The 25705-nt window shown below is 67.7% G+C and carries 19 protein-coding genes; 8 read left to right on the top strand and 11 right to left on the bottom strand.

The features are described 5' to 3' along the window. Positions 1-280: 280 nt before the first annotated feature. The 7 genes from QPK31_RS19230 to QPK31_RS19200 all read right to left on the bottom strand — a co-directional run bounded on the left by QPK31_RS19230 (position 281) and on the right by QPK31_RS19200 (position 8062). The gene (locus QPK31_RS19230) at positions 281-862 is read right to left on the bottom strand and encodes a hypothetical protein (protein ID WP_290424492.1); all 582 of its coding nucleotides are present in this window, start codon (positions 860-862) and stop codon (positions 281-283) included. 56 nt (positions 863-918) lie between these two features. Beyond that, positions 919-2235: an MFS transporter gene (locus tag QPK31_RS19225; protein ID WP_290424491.1), complete on the bottom strand. Its 1317-nt coding sequence runs from the start codon at positions 2233-2235 to the stop codon at positions 919-921. Between the two features lie 139 nt (positions 2236-2374). After that, the gene (locus QPK31_RS19220) at positions 2375-3259 is read right to left on the bottom strand and encodes an SMP-30/gluconolactonase/LRE family protein (protein WP_374045826.1); all 885 of its coding nucleotides are present in this window, start codon (positions 3257-3259) and stop codon (positions 2375-2377) included. A 2-nt stretch (positions 3260-3261) separates the two neighbouring features. After that, on the bottom strand, positions 3262-4638 hold the full coding sequence (locus tag QPK31_RS19215; RefSeq protein WP_290424489.1) for an MFS transporter: 1377 nt from the start codon (positions 4636-4638) through the stop codon (positions 3262-3264). An 88-nt stretch (positions 4639-4726) separates the two neighbouring features. Next, positions 4727-6304, bottom strand: a complete 1578-nt coding sequence (locus tag QPK31_RS19210; protein ID WP_290424488.1) for an aldehyde dehydrogenase (NADP(+)) — start codon at positions 6302-6304, stop codon at positions 4727-4729. Positions 6305-6307: 3 nt separating this feature from the next. After that, the gene (gene kdgD, locus QPK31_RS19205) at positions 6308-7225 is read right to left on the bottom strand and encodes a 5-dehydro-4-deoxyglucarate dehydratase (protein WP_290424487.1); all 918 of its coding nucleotides are present in this window, start codon (positions 7223-7225) and stop codon (positions 6308-6310) included. 108 nt (positions 7226-7333) lie between these two features. Next, positions 7334-8062, bottom strand: a complete 729-nt coding sequence (locus tag QPK31_RS19200) for a FadR/GntR family transcriptional regulator (RefSeq protein ID WP_290424486.1) — start codon at positions 8060-8062, stop codon at positions 7334-7336. A 209-nt stretch (positions 8063-8271) separates the two neighbouring features. Here QPK31_RS19200 and QPK31_RS19195 point away from each other — a divergent pair, with 209 nt between their 5' ends. The 8 genes from QPK31_RS19195 to QPK31_RS19160 all read left to right on the top strand — a co-directional run bounded on the left by QPK31_RS19195 (position 8272) and on the right by QPK31_RS19160 (position 21032). Next, positions 8272-8985: a rhamnogalacturonan acetylesterase gene (locus QPK31_RS19195; protein ID WP_290424485.1), complete on the top strand. Its 714-nt coding sequence runs from the start codon at positions 8272-8274 to the stop codon at positions 8983-8985. Next, on the top strand, positions 8982-12143 hold the full coding sequence (locus tag QPK31_RS19190; RefSeq protein WP_290424484.1) for a pectinesterase family protein: 3162 nt from the start codon (positions 8982-8984) through the stop codon (positions 12141-12143). Before QPK31_RS19195 ends, QPK31_RS19190 begins: the two co-directional genes overlap by 4 nt. A gap of 72 nt (positions 12144-12215) precedes the next feature. Then, positions 12216-12617, top strand: a complete 402-nt coding sequence (locus tag QPK31_RS19185) for a BlaI/MecI/CopY family transcriptional regulator (RefSeq protein ID WP_290424483.1) — start codon at positions 12216-12218, stop codon at positions 12615-12617. Further along, the gene (locus QPK31_RS19180; RefSeq protein ID WP_290424482.1) at positions 12607-13848 is read left to right on the top strand and encodes a M56 family metallopeptidase; all 1242 of its coding nucleotides are present in this window, start codon (positions 12607-12609) and stop codon (positions 13846-13848) included. The genes QPK31_RS19185 and QPK31_RS19180 overlap by 11 nt, the downstream gene beginning before the upstream one ends. 128 nt (positions 13849-13976) lie before the next feature. Continuing rightward, positions 13977-14675, top strand: coding sequence for a FadR/GntR family transcriptional regulator (locus QPK31_RS19175; protein ID WP_290424481.1), 699 nt, complete (start codon positions 13977-13979; stop codon positions 14673-14675). Positions 14676-15004: 329 nt separating this feature from the next. Beyond that, positions 15005-17830, top strand: coding sequence for a TonB-dependent receptor (locus tag QPK31_RS19170; protein WP_290424480.1), 2826 nt, complete (start codon positions 15005-15007; stop codon positions 17828-17830). Between the two features lie 94 nt (positions 17831-17924). Further along, positions 17925-19178, top strand: coding sequence for a polysaccharide lyase family 1 protein (locus QPK31_RS19165; protein WP_290424479.1), 1254 nt, complete (start codon positions 17925-17927; stop codon positions 19176-19178). Positions 19179-19202: 24 nt separating this feature from the next. After that, positions 19203-21032: a glycoside hydrolase family 28 protein gene (locus QPK31_RS19160; RefSeq protein WP_290424478.1), complete on the top strand. Its 1830-nt coding sequence runs from the start codon at positions 19203-19205 to the stop codon at positions 21030-21032. 84 nt (positions 21033-21116) lie between these two features. On the opposite strand, the gene QPK31_RS19155 is transcribed toward QPK31_RS19160, so the two are convergent. The 4 genes from QPK31_RS19155 to QPK31_RS19140 all read right to left on the bottom strand — a co-directional run bounded on the left by QPK31_RS19155 (position 21117) and on the right by QPK31_RS19140 (position 25703). Continuing rightward, positions 21117-21725: a class I SAM-dependent methyltransferase gene (locus QPK31_RS19155; RefSeq protein ID WP_290424477.1), complete on the bottom strand. Its 609-nt coding sequence runs from the start codon at positions 21723-21725 to the stop codon at positions 21117-21119. Positions 21726-21857: 132 nt separating this feature from the next. Then, positions 21858-22313: an FKBP-type peptidyl-prolyl cis-trans isomerase gene (locus QPK31_RS19150; protein ID WP_290424476.1), complete on the bottom strand. Its 456-nt coding sequence runs from the start codon at positions 22311-22313 to the stop codon at positions 21858-21860. Positions 22314-22395: 82 nt separating this feature from the next. After that, positions 22396-24831: an alpha/beta fold hydrolase gene (locus QPK31_RS19145; protein ID WP_290424475.1), complete on the bottom strand. Its 2436-nt coding sequence runs from the start codon at positions 24829-24831 to the stop codon at positions 22396-22398. Further along, the gene (locus QPK31_RS19140; RefSeq protein WP_290424474.1) at positions 24828-25703 is read right to left on the bottom strand and encodes an aldose 1-epimerase; all 876 of its coding nucleotides are present in this window, start codon (positions 25701-25703) and stop codon (positions 24828-24830) included. The genes QPK31_RS19145 and QPK31_RS19140 overlap by 4 nt, the downstream gene beginning before the upstream one ends. Between the last annotated feature and the right edge of the window lie 2 nt (positions 25704-25705).

Here is a 25705-nt window from a genome sequence, read left to right as displayed (position 1 = left end):
TCAGCTGAACGAGTCAGCTGGCACCTTCATCAAACGCCCACACTTATCGACTGTTAATTGTTAAAGAACTTATTCCGTACTTCATCTTGCTGCGCTTGCGAATCGTTTTGTTCGTCAGCAGCAGAGGGGCAGAATCATAAAGTGTTTCGTGATACTCGTCAACCTCTTTTTTGCTACACCGCAGAACCTGCGGATCTCGTTAGCACTTCAACTACTTGATTTCGTTGTCGTTTTCGCGAGGGACCGAACTATAACAAACGGATCCGTACTGCGCAAGTCCTCACGACGCGTTGGCGAATTCGGCCTTCGCCGCCAGGAAGCGGCGCAGTGCCGTGTCAGGATCGAGGCCGGACATCAGCATGTTGACGATTTCTTTCTTGTCTTCGCTCGTCACCTTGGCGCAGGCTTCGCGATGCGAACAGAAATAGGCGTACCAGGCCACTTCCGCCGGCCGTTCCTTGCGTGGCTTCAGGTTACGCGGCAGTGCTGCCCTGGCCTGGGCAGCATAGGCATCGAGCTGCGCCAATGCGGCCGACCAGTCCGCGCCAGAGATCGACGACCTCTCGGCAACCGACTCCGTGCCCGACGCCTCCTTAACCACCAGGCTGCTCAGGTCGGGAAACCCGCCAGCCGCACAAAACGCAGAGACAAAGCCCAGCTTGGGCCTGATCCCGACCGGTACTGCGCGCCCGAGTACCCCATCATGCGGATACATGATGCGGGCGCGCTCGAGTACATCCGCATACGAGATCGGCACCGGCCCGTTCGCCGTCACGTGCTGTACCAGGGCCTCGACCAGCCGCGCACCCACGTCGATATCGGTGATCGTCCACTGGATGCTGGGCTTGCTGCTGACTGACATGGATGGCCTCTCGAAAAAAGAGACATCTTATCAATATCGGACAGTGCCCGGCCAGCTTACTCCAGCACCAGGTTACGCGACTCCACGTCCACGCACAGGATGGCAATCGCGCCGATCGCCAGGAAACCGGCCAGCATCGCCAGCGCCAGCGTGAAGTGCGTTGCCATCACCGGCGCGACAATCGCTGGCGCAAACAAGCCGCCGAAACGTGCGACGGCGCCGGCCAGCCCCATGCCGCTGGCGCGCAAATCGGTCGGATACACCTCCGGCGTGAACGCATACAGCGCACCCCAGGTCCCGAGCAGCGCAAAACTCATCAGCAGGGTCGAGCCCACCACTACCACGGTCGCACTGCCGAAGCTGTACAGCATGCAGCCGATCGCACTCAGGACCAGGAAGCCGACCAGCGTCGGCTTGCGACCCCAGCGCTCGACGCCGTAGGCCGACAGCGCAAAGCCCGGCAACTGCACCAGCGCCAGCAGTATCAGGAACTCCTGCCCGCGCATGAAGCCGAAGCCCTCGGCGCTAAGGCGCACCGGCAAGTAAACGAACACGCCGTAGTAGGCAATCGAGATCAGCATCCAGGCCAGGAACAGGCATACGCTGCGGCGCCGCAGCTGCGACGAGAACAGCGCCGCCATCGAGTGCTTGACCGGGCTTTCGGCATGCAGCGGCGGAATCGTCACCTGGCGTCCGTTTGCCTTTGCCACCCGCTCCAGCACGGCGCGCGCCTCCGCACCCTTGCCGCTGCGGTTCAGGTACATCGGCGACTCGGGCACCGACAGGCGCAGCACCACGCCGACCAACGCCGGCAATCCCGTAACGAAGAAGATCACACGCCAGGCATCGTCGCCCCAACGCACGGCCACCAGCGCCAGGATCGCCAGCAGGATGGTGCCGACCGCCCAGAAGGATTCGAGCAGCACCAGCCAGCGTCCGCGCCGGTCGCTCGGCAGGAATTCGGCCATCATCGTGTAGTCGACCGGCAGCGTCCCGCCGACGCCGATGCCGGTCAGGAAGCGCAGCACCAGCAGCCAGGTGAAGTCCGGTGCAAACGCCGATGCCACGCCGAAGCAGGCATCGAGCACCACGGCGGCCAGCAGCACCGGCCGGCGTCCGATGCGGTCCGCCAGGCGGCCGAAGGCAAAGGCGCCGATCAGCATCCCGACGAAGAACACCGTACCGGTCTCCAGCGCCTGCGGCATGGCGATGCCGAAGGTTTTGGCGATCGAGGGCGCGCTGAAGCCGATGGAGAGCACCTGCATGGCATCGGCCATCCAGACCAGGCCGAAGATCACGAACAGGCGGTACTGGAACCTGCCGACACCGGCCGTCCGTATGCCCTGCTCCACCGTCATGTTCATGGTCGTCATCGTGTCATCTCCGCTTCGCAGATCGTTATATAGAGAGTGAGTGTGCGGGAAAGGCCGGCCGGGTACTGTGCAGTACAAAACGCTCGCCGACAAAAAAAAGCCCGCTGCTGCGGGCTTTCGAACAAGTCAGGATGGATCCTCAACCGGCGAACGGCGTCTCCGCCACGCCCTGCACGCCCGGACGCAACAGTACCACGCTCCCGGCATCGCCGCCCGTGCCCGGATCGATCGAGGTCACCAGCAGCGTATCGAGCGCCGGTCCGCCGAATGCGCACATCGCCGGTTTCGCCATCGGCAGCGCGATTTCCCGGTCCAGCTGCCCGGCGGGTGTGAAGCGCTGCAGCAGCCCGCCGTCGTTGGCACAGGTCCAGTAGCAGCCGTCGGCATCGACCGCGGCGCCGTCCGGCCGTCCCTTCTGGCCGCTCAGGTCGAGGAAGACGCGCTGCTTGTGCGGCGTGCCGCTGTCGACGTCGTAGTCGAAGGCCCATACGGTGCGCTTGATCGGATGCGAGTCCGACAGGTACATGGTGCGTCCGTCGGGCGACCAGGCGAGGCCGTTCTGCGTGAGCATGCCGGAGACGACCGGCCCACGCAAACCCTGTTCTCCGCTGTAGCTGTACAAGCCGCCCACCGCGCGCGCGGCGCCCATGTCCATGAACATGGTGCCGCTCCAGAAACGGCCCTGGCGGTCGCAACGTCCGTCATTGAAACGCATGCCCTCGCCCAGTTCGGCGTCGGGCGGCGCCGCCAGCCGGCTCGCCTGCGCCAGACCGTCTTCGCCCAGCTGCAGGCGGAAGATCCCGGTCTCCATGCCGGCCACGAGCGAACCGTCGGCGCCGGCCGCGACGCAGGCGACCATCTCGGGCGCGAGCCAGTTGCGCAGTGCGCCGCTGGCGTGGTCCATGCGCCAGATGCGGCGCGCAGGGATATCGACCCAGTACCAGGCCGCCTGCGCCGCGTGCCAGAACGGGCTTTCGCCGGTGGCGCAGTGCACGCCGGGGATGCGTTGAATCTCCATGCCCATCCTTACAGGTTCGTGATCTCGCGGTGCGCCGGCACCAGGGCCTTCATCACGCACCAGGCCACCAGGTAAGCCAGCGCGCAGATCGAGAACATGATCATATACCCGGACTGCAGCTGGCCCAGTGCGCCGTAATGGTCGAACAGCGCGCCACCGAGCTTGGTGAGCAGCACACCGCCCAGGCCGCCGGCCATGCCGCCGATGCCGACCACCGAACCGACGCTATGCTTCGGGAACATGTCGGAGACGGTTGTGAACAGGTTCGCCGACCAGGCCTGGTGCGCCGAGGCGCCAATGCCGATCAGGAGCACCGGCACCCAGTAACCCAGGTAGCCGAGCGGCTGCGCCGCGAGCACCACCAGCGGGCACAGGGCGATCAGCAGCATGGCGCGCATGCGGCCCTGGTAGATGTTATAGCCGCGGTCGAGGAACCAGGTCGGCAGCCAGCCGCCGCCGACGCTGCCGATCATGGTCATGCTGTACAGGACCGCCAGCGGCACGACCATGTCCGGTCCCGACAATCCATACTGGGCCGACATGTACTTCGGCAGCCAGAACAGGAAGAACCACCACACGCCGTCGGTCATGAATTTGCCGAAGGCGAAGGCCCAGGTCTGGCGGTAGCCGAGCAGCTTGAACCACGATGCCTTGGGCGCGGCCTCGGTCGCCGGGGCCGACGTGGGCGCGTCGCTGTTGATGTAGGCGAGTTCGCCCGCGCTCAGGCGGCGCTGGCGTTCCGGCGCGTCGTACAGCCAGATCCAGAGGCCCATCCAGATGAAGCCGACCGCGCCGACCGCGATGAAGGCGGCTTGCCAGCCCCAGTATTCCGCAATGAGCGGCACCGACAAGGGCGCCAGCACCGCACCCACGTTCGCGCCCGAATTGAAGATGCCGGTGGCAAAAGAGCGTTCGCGCTTCGGAAAGTATTCGGCGGTGGCCTTGATCGCGGCCGGGAAGTTGCCGGCCTCGCCCAGGGCGAGCACCGCGCGTCCGACCATGAAGCCGGCGATCGAGACCGGCACGGCGGCCAGGCCGACGGTGGTCAGCACGCTGTTGACGGCGGTGCCGATGCCGATGGCGTAGGCATGGCCGATGGCGCCGAGCGACCAGACGATGATCGCCAATATATAGGCGCGCTTGGTGCCCATGCGGTCGATCACGCGGCCGGCAAACAGCATCGAAATCGCATACACGAACTGGAAGGTCGCGGTGATGTTCGCGTAATCGGTATTCGTCCAGCCGAATTCCTTGGTGAGGACCGGCGCGAGCAGGCTCAGGACCTGGCGGTCGAGGTAATTGATGGTGGTAGCGAAGAACAGCAGCGCGCAGATCGTCCAGCGATACCTGCCCACCACCGTTGTACGCTCTGGTGTAAAGCTCATGACTTGCTGATTCATGGATCAGTTCTTTTCAAGTGAGACAGCCGGCGTCTCCTCCGGCTGGTGCAGCGATCGAATCACATACAGAGTATTAACCCGCCAAATTCAGCTCCCCGTCCTGCACGCGCGCCAGGCGCAGTGGATTGTCGTCGCGCAGCGCCTGCGGCAGCAAGGCGTCCGGCAGGTTCTGGTAGCACACCGGCCGCAGGAAGCGGTCGATGGCAGTGGCGCCGACCGAGGTGGTGCGGCTGTCGCTGGTGGCCGGGAAGGGGCCGCCATGCACCATCGCATGCGACACCTCGACGCCGGTCGGGAAGCCATTGAACAGCACCCGGCCCGCCTTGCGCTCCAGCACAGGCAGCAGCTGTGCGGCCAGCGCGTAGTCGCCTTCCTCGGCGTGCACGGTGGCGGTCAATTGGCCGTGCAGCTGTTCGGCCGCCGCCAGCATCTGTTCGGCGCTGTCGAAACGCACGACCAGGGCGCATGGCCCGAAGACCTCGTCCTGCAGTTCCGGATTGGCCAGGAAGTCGCCGGCCACGCATTCGTACAGCGCGGCCTGGGCGGCGCACCCGATACCTTCAGTCGAACCTTGCGCCACCAGGCGCAGGCCGGCGCTGCCGCCGAGGCGCGCGATGCCGCTGCCATACGCGTCGTGGATGCCTGCCGTGAGCATGGTGCCGGCGCCCTTGCCTGCGAGGGCCGCCTTGGCCGCTGCCATGAAGGCGTCCAGCGCCGGACCATCGACCGCGAACACCAGGCCGGGGTTGGTGCAGAACTGGCCTACGCCCAGGGTCAGCGAATCGACGAAGCCCTGGGGCAGCGCGCCGTTGTTCTGCAGTGCGGACGGCAGCAGGAACACCGGATTCACGCTGCTCATCTCGGCATATACGGGAATCGGCTCGGGGCGTGCCGCGGCGGTGCGCATCAGCGCGGTGCCGCCGGCGCGCGAACCGGTGAAGCCGACCGCCTTGATCGCGGGATGGGCCACCAGTTGCTGGCCGATCGTGCGGCCGTCGCCGAACAGCATCGAGAACACGCCTTCCGGCATGCCGGTCTCGATGGCGGCGCGCTGCACGGCGCGGCCGACCAATTCCGAGGTGCCGAGGTGGGCGCCGTGCGCCTTCACCACGACCGGACAGCCGGCGGCCAGGCTCGATGCGGTATCGCCGCCCGCCACCGAGAACGCCAGCGGGAAGTTACTGGCGCCGAAGACGGCCACCGGACCGAGACCGATCTTGGCCAGGCGCAGGCTGGGGCGCGGCGGCGCGCGCTCCGGCAGCGCGCTGTCGACCGTGGCGCCGAGGAAGTGGCCGTCGCGGACCACTTTTGCGAACAGGCGCAGCTGGTTCACGGTGCGCATGCGCTCGCCCTCGAGGCGCGCGGCCGGCAGGCCGGTCTCAACACCGGCACGTTCGATCAGCTCCGGGCCGATGGCCAGGATCTGCTCGGCCACCGCTTCCAGGAAGCGCGCGCGCTGTTCAAGCGGCAGCTTGCGGTAAGGGTCGAAGGCGCTTGCCGCCAGGGCGCAGGCGTGTTCCACATCTTCGCCCGTGGCCTGGCCGAAGCCCGGTTCGAACTCGGCGCGGGTGGCCGGGTTGTAGGCCAGCTGCTCGCCGCCGCTGCCGCGCACACGCGCGCGGCCGATGATCATTTCACCAGTGAGCGCCATGGCTTACAGCGCCTTCTGCTGCTTGTTGATCAGCGCCAGCAGCATCTCGTCTTCGGCGGTGGTCAGGTCGGTCAGCGGTGCGCGCACCGGGCCGGCGCCATGGCCGACCAGGCGGGCGCCGGCCTTGATGATGCTGACGGCGTAGCCCGGCTTGCGGTTGCGGATCTCCAGGTAAGGCAGGAAGAATTCGTCGAGCAGGCGATTCGTGGTGGCGGTGTCGCCGGCGGCGGTGGCGTGGTAGAAGTCCATCGCCAGCTGCGGCACGAAGTTGAACACCGCCGACGAGTACACCGGGGTGCCCAGGGCCTTATAGGCGCCGGCATACACTTCGGCGGTCGGCAGGCCGCCCAGGTAGCTGAAACGGTCGCCCATGCGGCGCCAGATCGAGACCATCAGTTCGATGTCGCCGATGCCGTCCTTGAAGCCGATCAGGTTCGGGTTGCGCTCGGCCAGCCTGGCCAGCGAATCCGGGCTCAGGCGGCACTGGGCGCGGTTGTAGACCACCACGCCGATGTCCACCGAGCGGCACACCGCTTCCACGTGGGCGACCAGGCCGTCCTGGCTGGCTTCGGTGAGATAGTGCGGCAGCAGCAGCAGGCCTTGCGCGCCCTGGCGCTCGGCTTCCTGGGCGTGGGCGATGGCCATGCGGGTCGGGCCGCCGACGCCGGCCAGGATGGCGACGTTCGTCTTGGCGCAGGTGTCGACCGCGGTCTTGACGATCTGGCCGTATTCGTCGCCGGCCAGCGAGAAGTATTCGCCGGTGCCGCCGGCGGCGAACAGCGCCGTCGCGCCGTAGGGCGCCAGCCACTCGAGGCGCTTGGCATAGCCGGCCGCGTTGAAATCGCCGTTGGCGTCGAAGTCGGTGATCGGGAAGGACAACAGGCCGTGCGACAGGACTTTTTGTAATTCGAGTGGGTGCATGCGGGTCTCCAGGACTGGTTATGAATGACAGGCAGGATCAGCTACCGGTCAGGTTGTAAGTCATCGTACAACCGAAAGGATGACCTCGCAAGCAGAATGTTGAACTTTTTAATTTATTTTGGATTCCAGCCGGCGTTGTGCCTGCACCAGGCGTTCGCGGCTGTTCGAGAGATGGGTGCGCATCGCGGCGCGCGCCGCTTCCGGATCGCGCCGCTCGATGGCGCGGTAGATGTCGTCGTGTTCGCGGCTGACGCGTTCGAGGAAATCGGCCGGCTTGTCCTGCTCCAGCTCGGCCGTATTCAGGCGTGCACGCGGGATGATGGCGTTGCCCAGCTGCCCGAGGATATCGACGAAATAGCGGTTGCCCGTGGCCTGGGCGATCAGGAGGTGGAAGCGCTTGTCGGCGTCCACGGCCGAGCGGCCGACGGCCATTGCCTCCTGCATCTCGGCCAGGGCAGCGCCCAGCTCCCCTACCTGTTCGTCGCCGCGGCGCACCGCGGCCAGGCCGGCGGTTTCGCTCTCCACGGCAATGCGCAGTTCGAGGATCGCGAGCACGTCGCGCAGGGTCAGGATGCTCTCGGCATCGAAGCCGAGGCCGGCCTGCGGCGGCTCCAGCACGAAGGTGCCGATGCCGTGCCTGGTCTGCACCAGGCCCGACGCCTGCAGGTGCGAGATGGCTTCGCGCACCACGGTGCGGCTGACGCCATGCTGGCTCATCAGGGATGACTCGGTCGGCAGCTTTTCGCCCGGCTTGAGCAGGCCCTGGCGGATGCTGCCGCCGATATGTTCGACCACGCCCTGGGCGAGGTTGCGGGGCTTGCGCTGTGCTGGGATCATGTTGGAGCGTTGTTGAGGGCGATGGCAGTATTATAACCTGGCCCATGTTGTACGATGTCTGGCAAGAAGGTGTCTGTTTGGCGAAGCGAAAAGGGTGGCGCCCGCAGCGATCGCTGAGCTTTCGCCCGGATCGTCGGCCACGCGCGGCCTGACCGCTTGATAAATTGGTCAGGCCAAAATAGAATCGTGCAAACTTCAGGAGCTTGCCGATGCCACGTTTCGCCCGTCTCATCCCCTTCGTCTTCGCGGCATGCGCCTGTGCCGGACACGCCGCCGCCCTGCCCGATCGCGTCATCCTGGTCGGCGACTCCACCATGGCCAGCACCACCGGCTACGGCGACGCCCTGTGCGCACGCTTCACACCCGAGACGGCCTGCATCAACCTGGCGCGTGGCGGCCGCAGTTCGGGCAGCTTCCGCGCCGAGGGCCGCTGGGACGAGGTGCAGGGACTGCTGCGCGACGGCGCGGGCTTTCGCACCACCTATGTACTGGTCCAGTTCGGCCATAACGACCAGCCGGGAAAACCGGGCCGCTCCACCGATTTCGCCACCGAATTCCCCGTCAACATGGCGCGCTATGTCGAGGAAGCGCGCACCCTCGGCGCCCAACCGGTGCTGGTCACGCCCCTGACGCGGCGCAGCTTCAAGGCCGGCTATGTGCACAACGACCTCGCGCCCTGGGCCGGCGCCGTGCGCGGCATTGCGCGCAGCACGCACACGCCGCTGGTCGACCTGAACGCCCTGTCGCTGGCCGCGGTACAGGCCATGGGGCCGAAGGAGGCCGACAAGCTGGCGCGCAGCGGCGAGCATTTCGACTACACCCACGTCGGTCCGCTGGGCGCCGAACGCTTTGCCCGCATCATGGCGCAGGAACTGGCGCGCCAGGTGCCGGCGCTGGCGCCCGCGCTGCGGGGCCAACCTTGAACGCGCCGCTCGCTGCACTGGCGCTGGCCGCCGCATCCTTCGCCGCACCCTTTGCCGCATCCCCCGCCGGGGCCGCCATGCCGGGCGCGCTGGCCGAGCGCCAGCATGCCCCTGTCGACGGCTGGGCCGCGCAAGAAGGCGGCACCCAGGGCGGCGCGCTTGCCGATCCCGCCCACGTGTACACGGTGCGCGACCGCGCCGGCCTGCTCGCTGCGCTGGCGGCGCCGGCGCCCGCGCGTATCGTGCGGGTGGCGGCCAGCATCGACATGAGCGAAGGCCGCCCCTACGCCAGCAGCGACGACCAGGCCAGGCGCGGTGCGGTGCGCCTGCCCGCGAACACCACCCTGATCGGCAGCGCGCCGGGCGCCGGCTTCGTCAACGGCAGCCTGCTGGTGGCGAACGTGTCGCAGGTGGTGATCCGCAACCTGGCTATCCGCAATCCTTGCGATGTCGGCCCGCGCTGGGACCCGCAGGATGGCGCGAAAGGCAACTGGAACGCGCTGTTCGACGGCATCACCGTGTCGGGCTCGCACCATGTGTGGATCGACCATAACAGCTTTACCGACGCACCGGACACCGACGACAGGCAGCCGGTGGAGAACGGCATGCGCAAGCAGTGCCACGACGGCGCGCTCGACATCACCCAGGGCTCGGATTTCGTCAGCGTGACCTACAACCGCTTCGCCCTGCACGAAAAGACCATGCTGATCGGCGCCAGCGACCGTGCCACCGGCGACACCGGCCGCCTGCGCGTCACATTGAAGGCCAACCTGTTCGAGCATGTGGCCGAACGCGCGCCGCGCGTGCGCTACGGCCAGGTGCACCTGCTGAACAATTACCATGTCGGCGACCGCAAGCACCCGGCTTACCGCCACGGCTACAGCGTGGGCGTGGCGCATGCCTCGCGCATCGTCTCGGATGCGAACGCCTTCGAGGTGGCCGGCGCCACCGCTTGCCGCCAGGTCGTGCGCGATCCGGCGGCCAGCCCCGGCGTGTTCGCCGACACCGGTTCGCTGCTGAACGGCCAGCCGCTGGCGAATTGCCCCCACACCGGCGACGCCGGCTGGCGCCCGCCCTACACCTACGCGGCCCTGCCGGCGACCGAGGTGGCGCGCCACGTGCAGGAAAACGCCGGGCCACGCCTGCTGGACGGGCCGGGGCCAGGCTACGCCGAGGCGCGCATCGCTCCCGCCGCCGGCGCGCCCTTCCTCCTGCGCGCGCGCCAGGATGCGCAGGGCAACTGGCAAGGCGCCAGCGTACAGCTGACCGATGGCGGCAAGGTGCTGCTGGTGGAGCTGCTGGCCGGTCGCGGCGCCAAGGTCGAGCGCCTGAAGGGGGTGCGCCGGCGCGCTCCACCTGCCGGCGCGCCGCTGGTGCTGCGTTTCGCGGCCGAGCAGGGCCAGCTGGCGGCCTTCCTCGACGGCGAACGCGTCACCAGCGCCCTCGCCGCGCCCCTCCCCGCCGATCGCCCCCTGTCCTGGGAAGCGGGAGCGCATACGCTGCTCGGCCTGCGTTCCGGCGCGGCCGGCACGGCGCCCGGCGGCGTCAGCGTGCAGGTGGGCGGCGACCGGCTCTTGCTGCAAGCCGGCGACCCAACGGAGACCGTGCGCATCGGCGCCGTGTCGGCCATCCGGGCCAGCGCCGCCGATCCGCGCATTGCCTCGGCCGAGGTCAGCGATGGCGCCTTGCGCATCACGCCGCATGCTGTCGGGCGCACGGCCGTCACCGTCGTCAGCGTCGACGATCCCTGGGCGCAGGCGGCGTTCGGCGTCGAGGTAGGCGCCCCCTTCGCGGCGCCGGTCGCCGCGCCCGACAAGAGCGTCACGCTGCTGCCCGCCAGCGGCGAACGCGGCGTCCCGCCCGACACTCCGTTGCGCCTGGCTTTCGCGCAGGCGCCGGTGCTCAGCGGCGAAGGCAGCGTGCGCATCTACCGCCGCCAGGACCGGGCGCTGGTGGCTGTCGTCCGCCCCGGCGAAACGGTTGCCGCGCTCGGCCCGCCGCCGCGCCAGCGCCTGGTGCGCCTGCAGCCGATCGCCGTGCAGGACAAGGAGCTGCGGGTGCGCCTGCCGCAGGCGCTGGACTACGACACCGAATACGAAGCCGTGGCCGAAGGCCGCCTGCTGCGTGGCGGCGCATTCAAGGGTGCACGCTGGACCTTCCGCACCACGCCCTACCAGCCGGTGGGCGACAGCATCACCGTGGATGACGACGCCCGCGCCGACTTTCGCACCGTACAGGGCGCGCTCGACTACGCCATGAGACTGCCGCGCGGCCAGGCGCTGACAATCAACGTGCGCGACGGCGTCTATCCCGAACTGCTCTACCTGCGCGACAAGGACAAGTTGAGCCTGCGCGGCGCCAGCCGCGACGCCACCATCATCCGCGCCGCCAACAGCGAGACGCGCAACCCCGGCTCGGGCACCGGCCAATTGCCGGGCAGCCCCGGCGTGCTGGGCGGCCGCGCCCTGTTCCTGGCCCAGGACAGCGACCTGCTGGAGATCCGCGACATCGCCCTGCACAACACCACCCTGCGCAGCGATGGCCACTCGGCCCAGGCCGAGGCCCTGTTCTTCAGCAGCGACCAGGGCCGCCTGGCGGTGCGCAACGCCCACTTCATCAGCGAGCAGGACACCCTGCAGCTGACCGGCTACGCCTGGTTCCACAAATCGCTCATCGAGGGCAACGTCGATTTCATCTGGGGGAACAACCGCGCGGCCCTGTTCGAGGACAGCGAGCTGCGGACCGTGGGCGACAGCGCGAACCCGGACAGCGGCGGCTACCTGGTGCAGGCGCGCACCGTGGGGCCGGACCAGCCGGGCTTCATCTTCCTGCGCGCGCGCCTGACGCGCGGACCCGGGCCTGCCGGAAATTCGCCGCCGGATGGCGCCACTTACTTCGCGCGCTCGCCCGGCACCGCCAACACCTGGGACCACGTCGCCTTTATCGGCTGCACGGTCGGTCCGCACATCGCGGCCAAGGCCTGGCTGCACAAGCCGGAGCCGAATCCGGCGCAAGGCGGCTGGCGCGAGTATGGCAACAAGCTCGATAATGGCGAGCCGCGCGGCTTCGGCGGTACGCAACTCGGCACAGACGAAGCGGCGCGCCTGTCGAGCCGGGCGGCGGTGTTCGCCGCACGCGGCTGGAACCCGCAGCCCTGATCGATATCGCTTGACAGCACCGTTTACAGCTGTAATCATCGCCTCAAGATTACAACTGTAAATGGTGCTCAGATGTCGAACCCTCCCTCAACCAACATCAGCGACGCCGAGTCGCATGTCATGGAAGTACTCTGGCGCGCGCCGGGGCCGGTGGTGGCCGAGCAGGTGGTGGTGGCCCTGTCCGAAAGCCAGCACTGGCAGACCGCGACCGTCAAGACCCTGTTGAATCGCCTGCTGAAGAAGGGCGCCATCGCGGCGCAAAAGGATGGCCGGCGCTTCCTCTATCACGCAGTGCTGCCGCGCGAAGCCTGGCTGGCGCGCGAAAGCGAGAGCCTGGTGCAGCGCCTGTTCGGCGGCCGCATCGCGCCGCTGGTGGCGCACTTCGGCAGCCAGCGCAAATTGTCGCAGGCGGATTTGCAGGAGTTGCGCCAGCTGATCGACAAACTCGACGATGGCAAACGCGATGGCGAGTGAACTCGCGCCCTTGCTGCTGCGTGTGACGTTGTGCACGGGCGCCGCCATCGTGCTGCTGCTGCTCCTGCGCCAGCCGCTGCGGCGCTGGTGCGGGGCCTCATCCGCCTACCTGGCCTGGCTGATCGTGCCGATGGTGGCCATTGCGGCGCTGTTGCCCGGGCGTTCGGCGCCGCAGGTGCTGACGCTCCAGCTGCCGCATCCGGTGCAGGCGCTGGCGGCGCAGGCCACGCCCGCTGCCTCGCCGGCGGCAGCCGACGTGCTGCTGGCCGTCTGGGCTGCCGGTGCGCTGGCCTGGGCATGGTGGTGCGTTCACGCGCACCGGGCTTTCCTGCGCCGCGCCGGACGGCTGGCGCCACACGGCGCGGTGTACGTCAGCGCCGCCGGCGCCGGCCCGGCCTCGGTCGGGCTGCTGCGTCCGAAGATCGTGGTGCCGCATGACTTCGCCCAGCGCTATACGCCAGACGAACAGGCGCTGGTGATCGCCCACGAGCAGACCCACATCAAGCGCCGCGACGCCATCGCCAACCTGGTCGCCGCCTGCTTCCAGTGCGCGTTCTGGTTCAACCCGCTGGTCCACCTTGGCGTGCGCCGCATGCGCCAGGACCAGGAACTCGCATGCGACGCTGCGGTGATGGCGCGCCACCCACAGCAGCGCGGCGTGTATGCCGAAGCGCTGCTGAAATGCCATACCCGCGTCGGCGGCGCCGGCCTGCACTGCCACTGGCAATCCCCTCACCCAACCAAGGAGCGCATCATGAACCTGCAGCATGCTTTGCCTGGAAGCTTACGCCGTGTCCTCGGCCGTTGTGCCGTCGTCGTGCTTGCCGCGGGGGCGTTCGGCGCCACCCTGGGCGTGCGGGCCGAGCCCGCCGCGTCCGCGCCCATGTATTCGGTTGCGCTGTCCCTCGATGGCGGCGTCCAGGAACCGGAATCCATCCGTCTCCATTTCAATGCCATGGAAAGGGACGCAAGCGACACGGCGTCGCCGCTCCACATCCTGGCCCGGTCCGGAGAGTCGTTCAGCGTCGCCTCGGACGGGTGGCGCATCGACATGACGCTGCGCCAGGGCGACGCCGCCGACCAGGTCTGGCTGGCCGGTAAACTCTACAAGGACAAGACCCTGGTCAGCACGCCCACCCTGCTCACCCGCCTCGGCGAACAAGCCACCGTCCGCGTCGGCGACGGCGACGCCCTGTTTTCGCTGGCGATGAAAGTGACGACCAAACCCTGACGCGTCGGAACAAGCGTCGCCTGCAAGGCGCGCACACGGTTTTGGTTGGTCCACTTGCAACATTGACCGTACCAAACTAAGATTCGCTAGTTTGGCAACGGCCACGCATAATCCAGGACAAACCACCGATGAAGAAAACCGCCGCGCCGACCGAAACCGGCGCCAATGAGCCGAGGCTGTACCGTGTCGTCTCCAGCAAGATCGAGGAGCTGATCCGGGCCGAGAACATCCGCCCCGGCGAGCGCCTGCCGGCCGAACGCGAACTGGCCACCAAGCTCGGCGTCAGCCGCACCTCGCTGCGCGAAGCCCTGATTGCGCTGGAACTGGGCGGCACGGTGGAGGTGCGCGGCGGCTCGGGCGTGTACGTGAGCGAACAGGCCAAGCCGCAAGCCGAGGTACCGACCGCCGGCCCGGGCCCCTTCGAAGTGCTGGCGGCGCGCCGCCTGATCGAGGTCGAGGTGGCGGCGATGGCGGCCAAGCATGCCAGCGACGCCAACATCGACGCCATCCTGGTGGCCGTCATGGAGATGGAGCAGCACCACGAAGACCGCAGCGGCAACGAATCGGCCGACCGCAACTTCCACCTGGCGATCGCCCGCGCCACCGGCAACAGCGCGATGGTCGGCGTGATCGAATACCTGTGGAGCCAGCGCGGCTCGCTCTGGCACAAGCTGAAGGAACACTTCCAGACCGAGGAACTGCGCCAGCAGACCCTGATCGACCACCGCAACATCTTTGCCGCCATCGCCTCGCACGACGTCGCCGGCGCCCGCACCGCGATGCGCGCCCACCTCGACCGCGTGACCCGCACCTTCTCGCGCGGCTGAACGCCGCCCTTCAGCGTGCCCCTTCGGCGCCGTCCCTTCGGCGCCACCCCTTCAGGGCCGGGCCGGACATGCGCGTCCGGCCGCATCCTCCGCTGTTCCGCGCCTGCCGGTTCGACTCCGGGCCGTGGCCCGTACACGCCCGTCACACCACATCTGTTTGGACCGCAAAATAACTGGCTCATCCAGATTGCTAAAGTGGTCGGACCAAAGTAGAATCCTCAACATACCAATCTCTGGCGAGAACGCAACGCCTTGCATTGGAGCGGTCATTACGCGCGATCCGGGGAGACACCCTGACGCAATCGACGATAACAAGCAGGAGACATGCAGTGAAACACCAGAACAGTATCAATGCGCCCCGTTTTGCCGAACCGCGCTTCCTTCTGTCGGCAGTCGCCGTCGCGGTCCTGGCGCTGACCAATGGCGCCGGCGCCCAGGAAGCGCCGATGCAGCGCGTGGAAGTCACGGGTTCCTCGATCAAGCGCCTCGCCAGCGAAAACGCCCTGCCCCTCACCACCATCAAGTCGGAAGAGCTGGCCAACCGCGGCCTGACCACGATGTCGGAAGTGGCCGTGGCCCTGACGGTGGCCACCACCAACGAACCCGTGGGGGGCGGCGGCAGCGGCACCATGATCAACATGCGCGGCCTGAACACCAACCGCACCCTGGTGCTGCTGAACGGCCGCCGCCTTGCGAACGAGGCGCTGGGCGCCAGCTCGGTGAACGTCGACGTGATCCCGATGGCCGCGATCGACCGCGTGGAAGTGCTGCGCGACGGCGCCTCGGCCCTGTACGGCACCGACGCGATCGCCGGCGTGGTCAACTTCATTACCAAGAAGTCGATCACCGGTGTCACCGTCAGCGCCAGCGGCGTCAAGCCGGAAGCCTCGGGCGGCGGCTCGCAGAAGCGCCTGGCCATCGTGGCCGGCAAGGGCAGCATGGCCGACGACGGCTGGAACATCTACACCGCCTTCGACATCCAGCGCCGCGATTCGCTGCTGCAGCGCGACCGCCCGAACATCACCGATCCGGACAAGCTGCTGTCCCTGGGCGGCACCCCGTTCACCTCGAACACCTCGGGCGGCTCGGCCTCGCCGGCCAACTTCACCATCTACCGTAACGGCAAGTCGGCCAACATCACCGGCAACCCGTATTTCGCGGCCGGCTGCGTGTCGCCCTTCGCCGTGCAGACCACGGTGCCGTCGACCCGCACCAATGCCAACGGCGGCAAGACCTGCATCACCGACCCGGCCTATTATCCCGAGCTGCTGCCGGAAGCCCAGCAAGCGACCCTGTTCACCAAGGGCAGCCTGGCCCACGGCGACGGCAAGGTGCTGACGGTGGAACTGCAGCTGTCCAAGTCCTACATCGACGCCTCCGATGCGCCGCAGCCCTTCGGCGCGAACACCGACTACGATCGCCTGACCGCCTCGCGCCAGCCGCTGATGATGACCCGCGCCAGCAAGTGGTACCCGGGCGGCAGCGGCGGCGTGCCTGCCGTGGCCGGCCTGAACGGCGAAGACCTGGCACTGACCTGGAGCCTGGACGAACTCGGCGCCGTCACCAACCACGACGAGCAGCTGAACCACCGCCTGGTGGTGGCCGACGAAGGCATGGTCGCCGGCTGGGACTACCGCGCCGGCGTCTCCTACGCCTACAGCCAGCGCAACATCGGCTTCAAGGACAATTTTGTCCGCACCCCGGGCCTGTATGCCGGCGTGGCGAACGGCATCCTGAATCCCTTCGGTCCGCAAGACGCGGCCGGCCTGGCCTACCTGGAAAGCATCTCGGCCGACGGCATGGATTACCGCAAGGCCGACGTGCGCTACTACGGCGCCGACGTCAACTTTTCGCGCACCCTGATGGACCTGAAAGGCGGCTCGCTCGGCCTGGCCGTCGGCGCCGACTGGCATCGCGAGACCTTCGAGGAGCGGGTCGACATGATCGCCAACGAAGTCACCTACAAAGTATCGGGCACGCCGGGCGCCAACCCGAGCGGCGCCCGCCGCGTGGCTGGCATGTATGCCGAACTCGATGCGCCGGTGACCAAGGAACTGAACCTGAACGTGGCGATCCGTGGCGACCATTTCAGCGACTTCGGCTCGACCTTCAATCCGAAGGCGAGCTTCCGCTACCAGCCGATGAAGGAGGTCATGCTGCGCGGTACCGTCAGCCGCGGCTTCCGCGCGCCGACGCTGCCGGAACTGTACGGCACCCCGCGCCAGCTGGTGCCATCCAGCTCGAACTGGGACGATCCGCTGCTCTGCCCGAGCGCCACGCCCGGCGTGGCCGGCACCGGTACGCTCACCACCGACCCGCGCTTCGCCAACCTGGACCTCGATGCCACCCGCGTCTGCAACACGCGCCTGACCACGCTGACCGGCGCCAACCCCGACCTGGGACCGGAAAAAGCGAAGACCGTCACGGTGGGCCTGGTGGTGGAGCCATTCAGGAACTTCGTGGCCAGCGTCGACTTCTGGAAGATCGACATGACCGGCACCATCGCCCAGATTTCGGAAGACACGATCTTCGGCAACGTCGACCAGTACCAGGACCTGTTCGTGCGCAACCCGGACGGCACCCTGCAGTACATCACCAAGACGCGCCTGAACATGGGCGGCCTGCGCACCCAGGGTATCGACCTGAACTTGAACTACGTGTATCCGACCACGAACTGGGGCCGCTTCGGCTTCTCGCTCGACGGCACCTTCACCGACAAGTACGAAGGCCAGAACGAAGTCGGCGGCGCCTGGAACGACAGCGTCGGCAAGAACGGCGCGCTGTCGACCGCCGCCACCTCGGCCAACACCTACATCTTCAAGTGGAAGCACCAGGCGCGCGTGAACTGGTCCTACGGCCCCTTCTTCGCCCAGCTGACGCAGCAATACGCGTCGAGCTACGAAGACACCAACGCCCTCGCCACCCAGAAGCCGGGCCAGCCCTTCTACAACGTGATCGACCCCTACCGCGTGTACAACCTGTCGACCAGCTGGAAGTTCAGCCCGCAGATCAAGATCGGCTTCGGCGTGAACAACCTGTTCGACACCGATCCGCCGCTGTCGAACCAGCGCCTCAGCTCGCGCGTGGTGTTCGCGCGTAACGTGGCCAAGCCGATCGGCCGCACCTACACGCTGCGCGCGGACTACAGCTTCTAAGCGGAGCGCGGTCCGTGGAGAACAAAGTCATGCAGGCCGGCGGCTTGCGTGGCTTTGTTCGCTTTTCCGGCTTTCACATCGAGGCGTCCCATCCATGAAACCGAATTTCCTGATGTTGTTTCTGGCCCTGGCCTGGCCAGCGGCGTGGTCCGCGACTGCCGCACCTTTGCAGCTGCGCCAGGAGGCGCCGCCGGACGGCTGGGCGGCCCAGGCCGGCGGCACGCGCGGCGGGGCGGACGCCACCGCCGTCGTCACCGTGAACGACGCCGCCCAGTTGCGGCGCGCGCTCGACCCTGCCATCAAAGGCAGCCGCATCGTGCTGGTCGACGGCGTCATCGACATGAGCGAAGGCCGGCCCTATGCCAGCACTGCCGACCAGGCCAGGCGCGGCCTGGTGCGCCTGCCGTCGAACACCACCCTGGCCGGCGCCGGCGCCGCATCGGGCTTCATCAACGCGCAGCTGCTGGTGGCCAAGGTCGAGCAGGTCGTGATCCGCAACCTGAATCTGCGCAATCCCTGCGACGTCGCGCCCGAATGGGATCCGCAGGATGGTCCCACGGGCGGCTGGAACGCCCAGTTCGACGCCATTTCGATTGTCGATGCGCGTCATGTCTGGGTCGACCACAACAGTTTCACGGACGCCCCTGTCACCGACGATACGCTGCCGGTCGAACACGGCAAGCCGAAACAGTGCCACGACGGCGCCCTCGACATCCGCGACGCCAGCGACTTCGTCACCGTGTCGTACAACCACTTCGCCCTGCATGCGAAAACCATGCTGATCGGCGCCAGCGACAAGGCGGTGGGCGATGCCGGCCACCTGCGCATCACCCTCAGCAATAACCTGTTCGAGCACGTGACCAGCCGCGCACCGCGCGTGCGCTTCGGCCAGGTCCACCTGTTCAACAACTACTACGTGGGCGAGCGCCGTCACCCGAGCTACAAGCACGGCTACAGCGTCGGCGTGGCTTTTGGTGCGCGCATCGTTTCGCATGCGAACGCCTTCGAGATCGCCGACGCCCGCAATTGCACGAACGCGGTCAGCCTGTTCGCCTCCGCCACGAATCCCGGCGCCTTCAAGGACCAGGGTTCGCTGCTGAACGGCGGCCCACTCGGCGCGTGCAGCGCCACCGGCGACCCGGCATGGNTCAGCCTGTTCGCCTCCGCCACGAATCCCGGCGCCTTCAAGGACCAGGGTTCGCTGCTGAACGGCGGCCCACTCGGCGCGTGCAGCGCCACCGGCGACCCGGCATGGACCGTGCCGTATGCCTTTGCGCCGCTCCTTGCCGCCGACGTACCCGCCCACGTGCGCGCCCATGCCGGCGCCGGCAAACAGGCCGCGCCCTGAACACCGACATACAATGGAGACGATATGACCATCACCACCATCAACCCGCAACGCCGCTCGCTGCTGCGCGCCGCCTCGGCATCGGTGGCCGGCCTCTCGGTCGGTGCGCCGGCTCTCGCCGCCACCGGCCAGGCCAGCGCCATCGACCAGGCCTGGGCCCGCGCCCAGGGCATCGTCGACCAGTTCAAAACGCCACTGGTCTTCCCGCAGCGTGACTTCAACATCACCGCCTACGGCGCCAAACCCTGCAAGACCATCATGGTGGCCGGCTACGTCGCGCACCACGAGATGGGCCAGGTGAGCACCCCGGCGCCCGGCGCCAGCGACTGCTACGCGGCGATTGCGGCGGCGATTGCCGCCTGCAGCGCGGCCGGCGGCGGGCGTGTGCTGATCCCGGCCGGGAACTGGCTCGTCAAAGGCCCGATTGTGCTGAAATCGAACGTCAACGTGCACCTGGCGAAAGGCGCCCACGTCTACTTCAGTAACGACCCCGACGACTTCGCCAAATACGGCGAGTACGATTGCGGCGCCAACGGCAAGCTGGTGATCTCGCGCTGGCAGAGCAACGACTGCCTGAACTACTCGCCCATGGTCTATGCCTACGGCCAGACCAACATTGCCCTCACCGGCGAAGACTGGACCAGCATCATCGACGGCCAGGGCGGCGTGCCGCAGGCCAACGGCGACGCCTGGTGGGACTGGAAGGGCAAGCGCAAGGCCGGGCCGCGCCAGCACCAGGCCCAGAACCTGGTCAACCCGAACAATCCCAAGTCGATCCGCGACGTGGCGCCTGGCCTGAGCGACGCCCAGGTGGCGCTCATGGAAGGCAAGGACGACAAATGGCGCACCGACGAAGCCTACCTGCCGACGCTGTCAGAGGCCGGCGTGCCGGCGGCGCAGCGCATCTTCGGGCGCGGACACTGGCTGCGGCCGTGCATGGTGGAGTTCATCGGCTGCTCGAACGTGCTGCTGCAGGGCTACCAGCTGAACGCGGCGCCGTTCTGGCAGCACCACCCGGTTAACTGCAGCAAGCTGGAAATCCGAAAGGTGCTGATGGAAAGCCTGGGTCCGAACAGCGACGGCTTCGACCCGGAAGCCTGCAACACCGTGCTGGTGGAGGGCTGCACCTTCAACAGCGGCGACGACTGCATCGCCATCAAGGCCGGCAAGAACCTCGATACCCAGTTCGGGCCGACCCAGAACGTGGTGATCCAGAACTGCGTGATGAACAGCGGCCATGGCGGCGTGACCCTGGGCAGCGAGATGTCGGGCGGGATCCAGCACGTGTACGCGCAGAACATCGAGTTCCGCAACGCGCACTGGGCCACCGACCCGCTGAACACCGCGATCCGCATGAAGACCAACATGAACCGCGGCGGTTTCCTGCGCCACTTCTACGTGCGCAACGTGACGATGCCGAACGGCGTGTCGCTGAAACCCCTGGTCTACAAACCCCTGCCCGGTTCGCCGATTCCGCCGAACGCGGTTGGCTCGTCGGCCGGCGCGGTGGTGACCATCGACTGCGACTACGCCCCGACCGCCGACAACGTGCGCACCCGGCCGCCCATCGTCGAGAACATCCATATCTCGGGCGTGAAGGTCGGGAACGTGCAGACGAAGGACGGCCCGCGTTCGTGCTACCAGGCCTTGCTGCTATTGGGCCCGGTGGACTTCGACTACAACGGCGACAAGCCGGCGGAGATCCTGCCGATCCGCGACGTGACGATCACCGACTGCGACTTCGGCACGCCGGTGAACGCGGCGCAGCCGTGGTTCCTCTATAACGTGCGCAATGTGAAGCTGACCAACGTCACCATAGCCGGGAAGGTGCACGACACGACCTTGTCCGCATAACACAACGAGGGTCAGGTCTGACATCCGGACACGGGCTCAGCCTTGGAAGCTGGCTGAGCCCGTTGTCCTGAGGGCGGCGTCCTGTCAGTCGATCCGCTGGACGACCATCACGAGATGCTTGTGCGGAAGCTGGTCGAATGCGAGATGGCGGCAGATGCAGCCCGCCTCCGCAATCACCTCGAGCAGGCCGGGTATCCCGAGCGTGGCGTAATAGACCTCCGGACCCATCGCCGAATCCACGTGTGCATCCTCCTGATCGAGTCCGCCGGCAGAGAAGATGAAGATGCCTCCCGTGTCGAGGGCGCGCATCAGCTTCAGCATCAACGGCCGCTGCTCGGCCAGTCCCACGTGCCAGATGCTGTCCCATGCCGAGATGAAGCGGTAGCTGCGGCGCGGCTGCCATGCGCAGATGTCGGCATGGTGCAGCAGCACGTCGGGATCGGCTTCCCTGGCCAGGGAAATCATCCGCGCGGAGAGATCGACGCCTTCGATCCGCAGGCCCGCATGCCTGAACAGCGCATTGAAGCGCGTGTTGCAGCCGCAGCCGACGTTCAGCGCCCAGCCACCCTCGCCGGGCGGCAGGAAGCGCAGGGCATGCTCGTGTTGACGCAGGCCGTTGTCGCGATCGAACCGCGCGTCCAGCCAGCGCTCTGCGATGCTGTCGTAGGCCGATGCGATGTGGGCGTGATCCATGCGTGTGCGTGTGAGCTGGTCCGGGTTGGGCGATCGGGCAGCGCACGCTTCGGAGCGGCTCGCTGCCCGTGTGGCGCAAGACGACTACAGCAGAGGCCGTGTCCGGATGGCAGACCTGCCCCCCGTTGTTTTTTATTGCACGTCGAGCAGTTCGACTTCGAACACCAGGGTGGCATTCGGCGGGATCGGGCCTGCGCCGCCTTCGCCGTAGCCCATGCTGGCCGGGACGATCAGCGTGCGCTTGCCGCCGACCTTCATGCCCGGCACGCCTTCGTCCCAGCCGGTGATGACCTGGCCGCCGCCGACGTTGAAGCTGAAGGGCGAGCGGCCGACCGAGGAGTCGAACTGGGCGCCGCGCTGCTGCGGGGCGTTCGGCTCGTACAGCCAGCCGGTGTAGTTGACGACGGCGGTGGCGCCTTTGACGGCTTCCTTGCCGGTGCCGACGACGGTGTCGATCTTCTGGAAGGCGACGGCGGGTGCGGCCGAAGCGGAAGCCTCGGTGGATGCAGGCGCTTCGGCGCGCTTGCAGCCGGCCAGGGACAGGGTGAGGGCCGCGCCGATGACGCAGCAGGAAAGCAGTTTGTTCAAGGTGGTCTCTCGTGATGAATGCCCGTAGCGGGCGCCGCAGCAGCATACATGGCGGCCGATCTTGTGACAACCGGTGCGCGCCTCAGGGCGTGATGCGGACGTAGTCGATGTCGGCCCAGGCGCCCGGCGTTCCAGTCGCGAGCAGGCCGATTTGCGCGCCGACCCAGCGCCCCATCGCGGCCTCGAAAGGCAAGCCGAGCTGGGTATAACGCAGGCCGTCGGCACTGTACGAGAAAGAGACGTAGGCGCCGGCCGTGACATGCATGCGCAGGTGGACAGCCTGCCCGGGCAGCGCCGCGTCCAGCGCTTCCTCGCATTTGCCGTCGACTGCGCAAAGCACCGCCACCATGCGCGGCTGGCCGTCGACGCGGCGCAGGCCGAACCAGTGGTTCGCCAGTCCCACGACGCCAAGGCCGGCCTGGTCGCCGTCGCGCAGCGCATGCAGCTCGACCCTGGCGCTGACGGTGAACGCGGGCGCCGGGAATTTCCGGGTCAGCACGGAAGGCAGGCTGCGCAGCGGCGCTTCGGGCTGGGCGAACAGGCGCAGCTGGCCAGGCCGCGCATCGAGTGCATACCAGCTGCGCTGCGGGTTGGCCGCCCACTGCCACTGCGGCCCCAGCGCCGGGGTGTCGAACGCGTCGCCCGTCGCCGGCGCGCTCCGCGGAAAACTGCCGGCCACCGGCTTGGCATGCTCGAGCACGGGCTGGCCGACGCCGGGTGTCGCCGACGCTACGCCGATCAGCGGCCAACCATCCTGCCAGCGCATCGGCTGCAAATGCACCACGCGGCCATAGGCGCGCCGGTCCTGGAAATGGAAGAACCAGTCGCTGCCCTGCGGCGTGCGCACCCAGGCGCCCTGGTGCGGGCCGTTGATGGCGGTAGCGCCCTGGGCCATCACGATGCGCGCCTCGTACGGCCCCTCGATGCGGCGCGAGCGGAACACCGATTGCCAGCCATGCTCGACGCCGCCGGCCGGCGCGAACACGTAGTACCAGCCCTCGTGCTTGTACAGCTTCGGTCCTTCCAGCGTGCGGTAGCCGGGCAGCGCGTTACCGTCGATGACGACCTTGCCCGCCCTGTCGAGCAGGCTGCGCCCGTCCGGCGCCATGCGGCGCAAGGTCAGCACGTTGTTGAAGCCGGCGCGGCTCCTGGCCCAGGCGTGGATCAAGTATGCCTTGCCGTCCTCGTCCCACAGCGGCGCCGGGTCGATGATGCCTTTGCCCGGCAGGAGCAGGTGCGGCGTGCTCCACGGTCCGGCGAAATCGGGGGCGGTGGTCACGTACACGCCCTGGTCCGGGTCGGGATAGAAGATCCAGAAGCGGCCGTCGTGGTGGCGCAGGCTCGGCGCCCACACGCCCTTGCCGTGCTGGGGCGCGGCGAACCGGGCATCGGGCACCAGCTTGGGCAAGGCATGCCCTTTCAGCACCCAGTTAACCATGTCCTTCGACACCAGCAAGGGCAGGCCCGGCGCATTCGCGAAGCTCGACGACACCATGTAGTAGCTATCGCCGCCGCGGATCACATCCGGGTCCGAATAATCTGCATGCAGGATGGGGTTGCGGTAACGGCCATCCCCAAGGTCGGGTGACCAGGGCGCTCGCGCGGGCATCGGGCCGAGCACGCGTTCGAGGAAGCCGGTCATCGCGTCGACGGTTGGCGCCAGCCAGGGATCGAACAGCCAGAACGAATGCGGCGTGCCGGGCAGCGCGACGGTGTCGGTGAACACGCCGTGCCGCGCGAGCTTGTCGATCATCGCCTCGCGGCCCACGGAGAAGCGCGCCACACCGCTGACGATGAACAGTAGCGGCGGACTGTCCTTGCCGGCATGGGTGATCGGTGACGCTTCATGCCACAGTGCGGACTTCTCGGCATAGCGCCCGCCGAGCCAGGCCCCGGCAGCCGACGGGTTTTTGGCCGGGTCGTCCTCGTGCCTGCGCGCCTCCTCGGAAGTGAAGTCGGACAGGCCGTCGATGTTCACCACGGCGCGCACCGCATCCGGGCTGGTCATCCCGACCAGGGAGGCAATCTGGCCGCCGGCCGAGCCGCCGGCAATCGCCACGCGGGCCGGATCGATGCCGAAACTGTCCGCATTCGCGCGCAGCCAGCGCAGCGCTTCTTTGACATCATCGATTGCTGCCGGGTAGCGCGCCTGGCCGGACAGCCGATAGCTGACCGTGGCGGCGGCATAACCGCGCGCGGCCAGCCGCGCAGCCAGGGGCGCCATGTTGGACCGTTCCCCGCTGCTCCAGCCGCCGCCATGCACCAGCACGACCAGCGGCGCCGGCTTCCCGGCTGGTCCCGGCAAGTAGAGGTCGAGTCCCAGCGCCAGGTCGCCGCGCCGGGCGTAGACGAGGTTTTCCCGCACCTGCACCGGCGCCGGCGCGTCCGCGCTGGCGATACGAATAAACGGATAGTCGCGGACCAGCTTGCGGTAGGTGGTTTCGGCGTTGTATGGCGTCTGGGCGAAGACCGGCGCCAGCGCCAGCAACAACAGCAGGCCGGCCGGCAGGCGCCTCACAGCGCGGAACCCCGGAATACGCAGCGCCGGTGCAAGGTGGCGCCCGGCGCCAGTATTGTCAGGCCCGGATAGCCGGGCAGGTTGTGTGCATTCACCGGATGGTCGACCGGCTCGAAGCAGAAGAAGTCGCGCCCCGGCGGCACGTACAGGATGAAGAAGTCCATGTCGGCCTGGACCTGCAAGGCGACGCCGCGCCGCGGCCAGGCGATGCGCGCTTCGCCGTTCCAGCCCGAGAACGGATGGTCGACGCCGTCCCAGGGCAGCGAGCGCAGGCGATCGAAGCGCCAGTAGTCGGGAACCGGTTCGCGGCCCAGCGGCAGCTTGTCGGGGCCGGCCATCCAGACGGCGTCGGCGCCGGCTTGCAGGAAGGCGCCTTGCGGGTCGGGCATCCACGGATGCAGGCCGAGTCCGAACGGCAGTGCGGCCTCGCCCGCGTTACGCACGGTCAGCTCGACGACCAGCGCCTCGCCGGCCAGCGTGTAGCGCAGCTCGGCGCCATACGCAAACGGCTCGGCACGGGCGCGGTCGAGCGTCAGGGTCAACGCGCTGTCGTCGTGCGCGGCGACTGTCCAGGCGTGTAGCCAGCCATCGCCATGGATGGGGCAAGGCTCCCCTTCCCGGTTCGGCCCTGGCACATGACGCTTGCCTTCGAATTCGAAGCCGGACGGCGCCATGCGGTTCGACCATGGCAGCAAGGGAAAGCAGGCCAGTTGGCCGGGCAGCGGCGTGCCGGCGAAATCGTCGGGCAGTGGCCGCAACAGCGCTACCGGCTCGGCGCCGCCGAGCCAGTCCAGCCGCGCCAGGCCGCCGCCGACGGCGGGGACCACCTGGGCCAGCAGGCGGTCGCTCTGCAGCGTGAGCCGTTGCAGCATGC

The sequence above is a fragment of the Massilia sp. YIM B02769 genome (assembly GCF_030411995.1).
Taxonomy (GTDB): Bacteria; Pseudomonadota; Gammaproteobacteria; order Burkholderiales; family Burkholderiaceae_D; genus Telluria.
Note: the sequence above shows the minus strand (reverse complement) of the source record. Positions and strands in the feature narration are given on the sequence as shown.

What these genes read in the sequence shown, in the direction of transcription:
- QPK31_RS19215 (WP_290424489.1), bottom strand. Translation starts at nt 4,638, where the DNA reads ATGAGCTTTACACCAGAGCGTACAACGGTGGTGGGCAGGTATCGCTGG.
- QPK31_RS19210 (WP_290424488.1), bottom strand. Translation starts at nt 6,304, where the DNA reads ATGGCGCTCACTGGTGAAATGATCATCGGCCGCGCGCGTGTGCGCGGC.
- QPK31_RS19185 (WP_290424483.1), top strand. Translation starts at nt 12,216, where the DNA reads ATGTCGAACCCTCCCTCAACCAACATCAGCGACGCCGAGTCGCATGTC.
- kdgD (WP_290424487.1), bottom strand. Translation starts at nt 7,225, where the DNA reads ATGCACCCACTCGAATTACAAAAAGTCCTGTCGCACGGCCTGTTGTCC.
- QPK31_RS19200 (WP_290424486.1), bottom strand. Translation starts at nt 8,062, where the DNA reads ATGATCCCAGCACAGCGCAAGCCCCGCAACCTCGCCCAGGGCGTGGTC.
- QPK31_RS19225 (WP_290424491.1), bottom strand. Translation starts at nt 2,235, where the DNA reads ATGACGACCATGAACATGACGGTGGAGCAGGGCATACGGACGGCCGGT.
- QPK31_RS19195 (WP_290424485.1), top strand. Translation starts at nt 8,272, where the DNA reads ATGCCACGTTTCGCCCGTCTCATCCCCTTCGTCTTCGCGGCATGCGCC.
- QPK31_RS19160 (WP_290424478.1), top strand. Translation starts at nt 19,203, where the DNA reads ATGACCATCACCACCATCAACCCGCAACGCCGCTCGCTGCTGCGCGCC.
- QPK31_RS19180 (WP_290424482.1), top strand. Translation starts at nt 12,607, where the DNA reads ATGGCGAGTGAACTCGCGCCCTTGCTGCTGCGTGTGACGTTGTGCACG.
- QPK31_RS19230 (WP_290424492.1), bottom strand. Translation starts at nt 862, where the DNA reads ATGTCAGTCAGCAGCAAGCCCAGCATCCAGTGGACGATCACCGATATC.
- QPK31_RS19175 (WP_290424481.1), top strand. Translation starts at nt 13,977, where the DNA reads ATGAAGAAAACCGCCGCGCCGACCGAAACCGGCGCCAATGAGCCGAGG.
- QPK31_RS19140 (WP_290424474.1), bottom strand. Translation starts at nt 25,703, where the DNA reads ATGCTGCAACGGCTCACGCTGCAGAGCGACCGCCTGCTGGCCCAGGTG.
- QPK31_RS19155 (WP_290424477.1), bottom strand. Translation starts at nt 21,725, where the DNA reads ATGGATCACGCCCACATCGCATCGGCCTACGACAGCATCGCAGAGCGC.
- QPK31_RS19220 (WP_374045826.1), bottom strand. Translation starts at nt 3,259, where the DNA reads ATGGGCATGGAGATTCAACGCATCCCCGGCGTGCACTGCGCCACCGGC.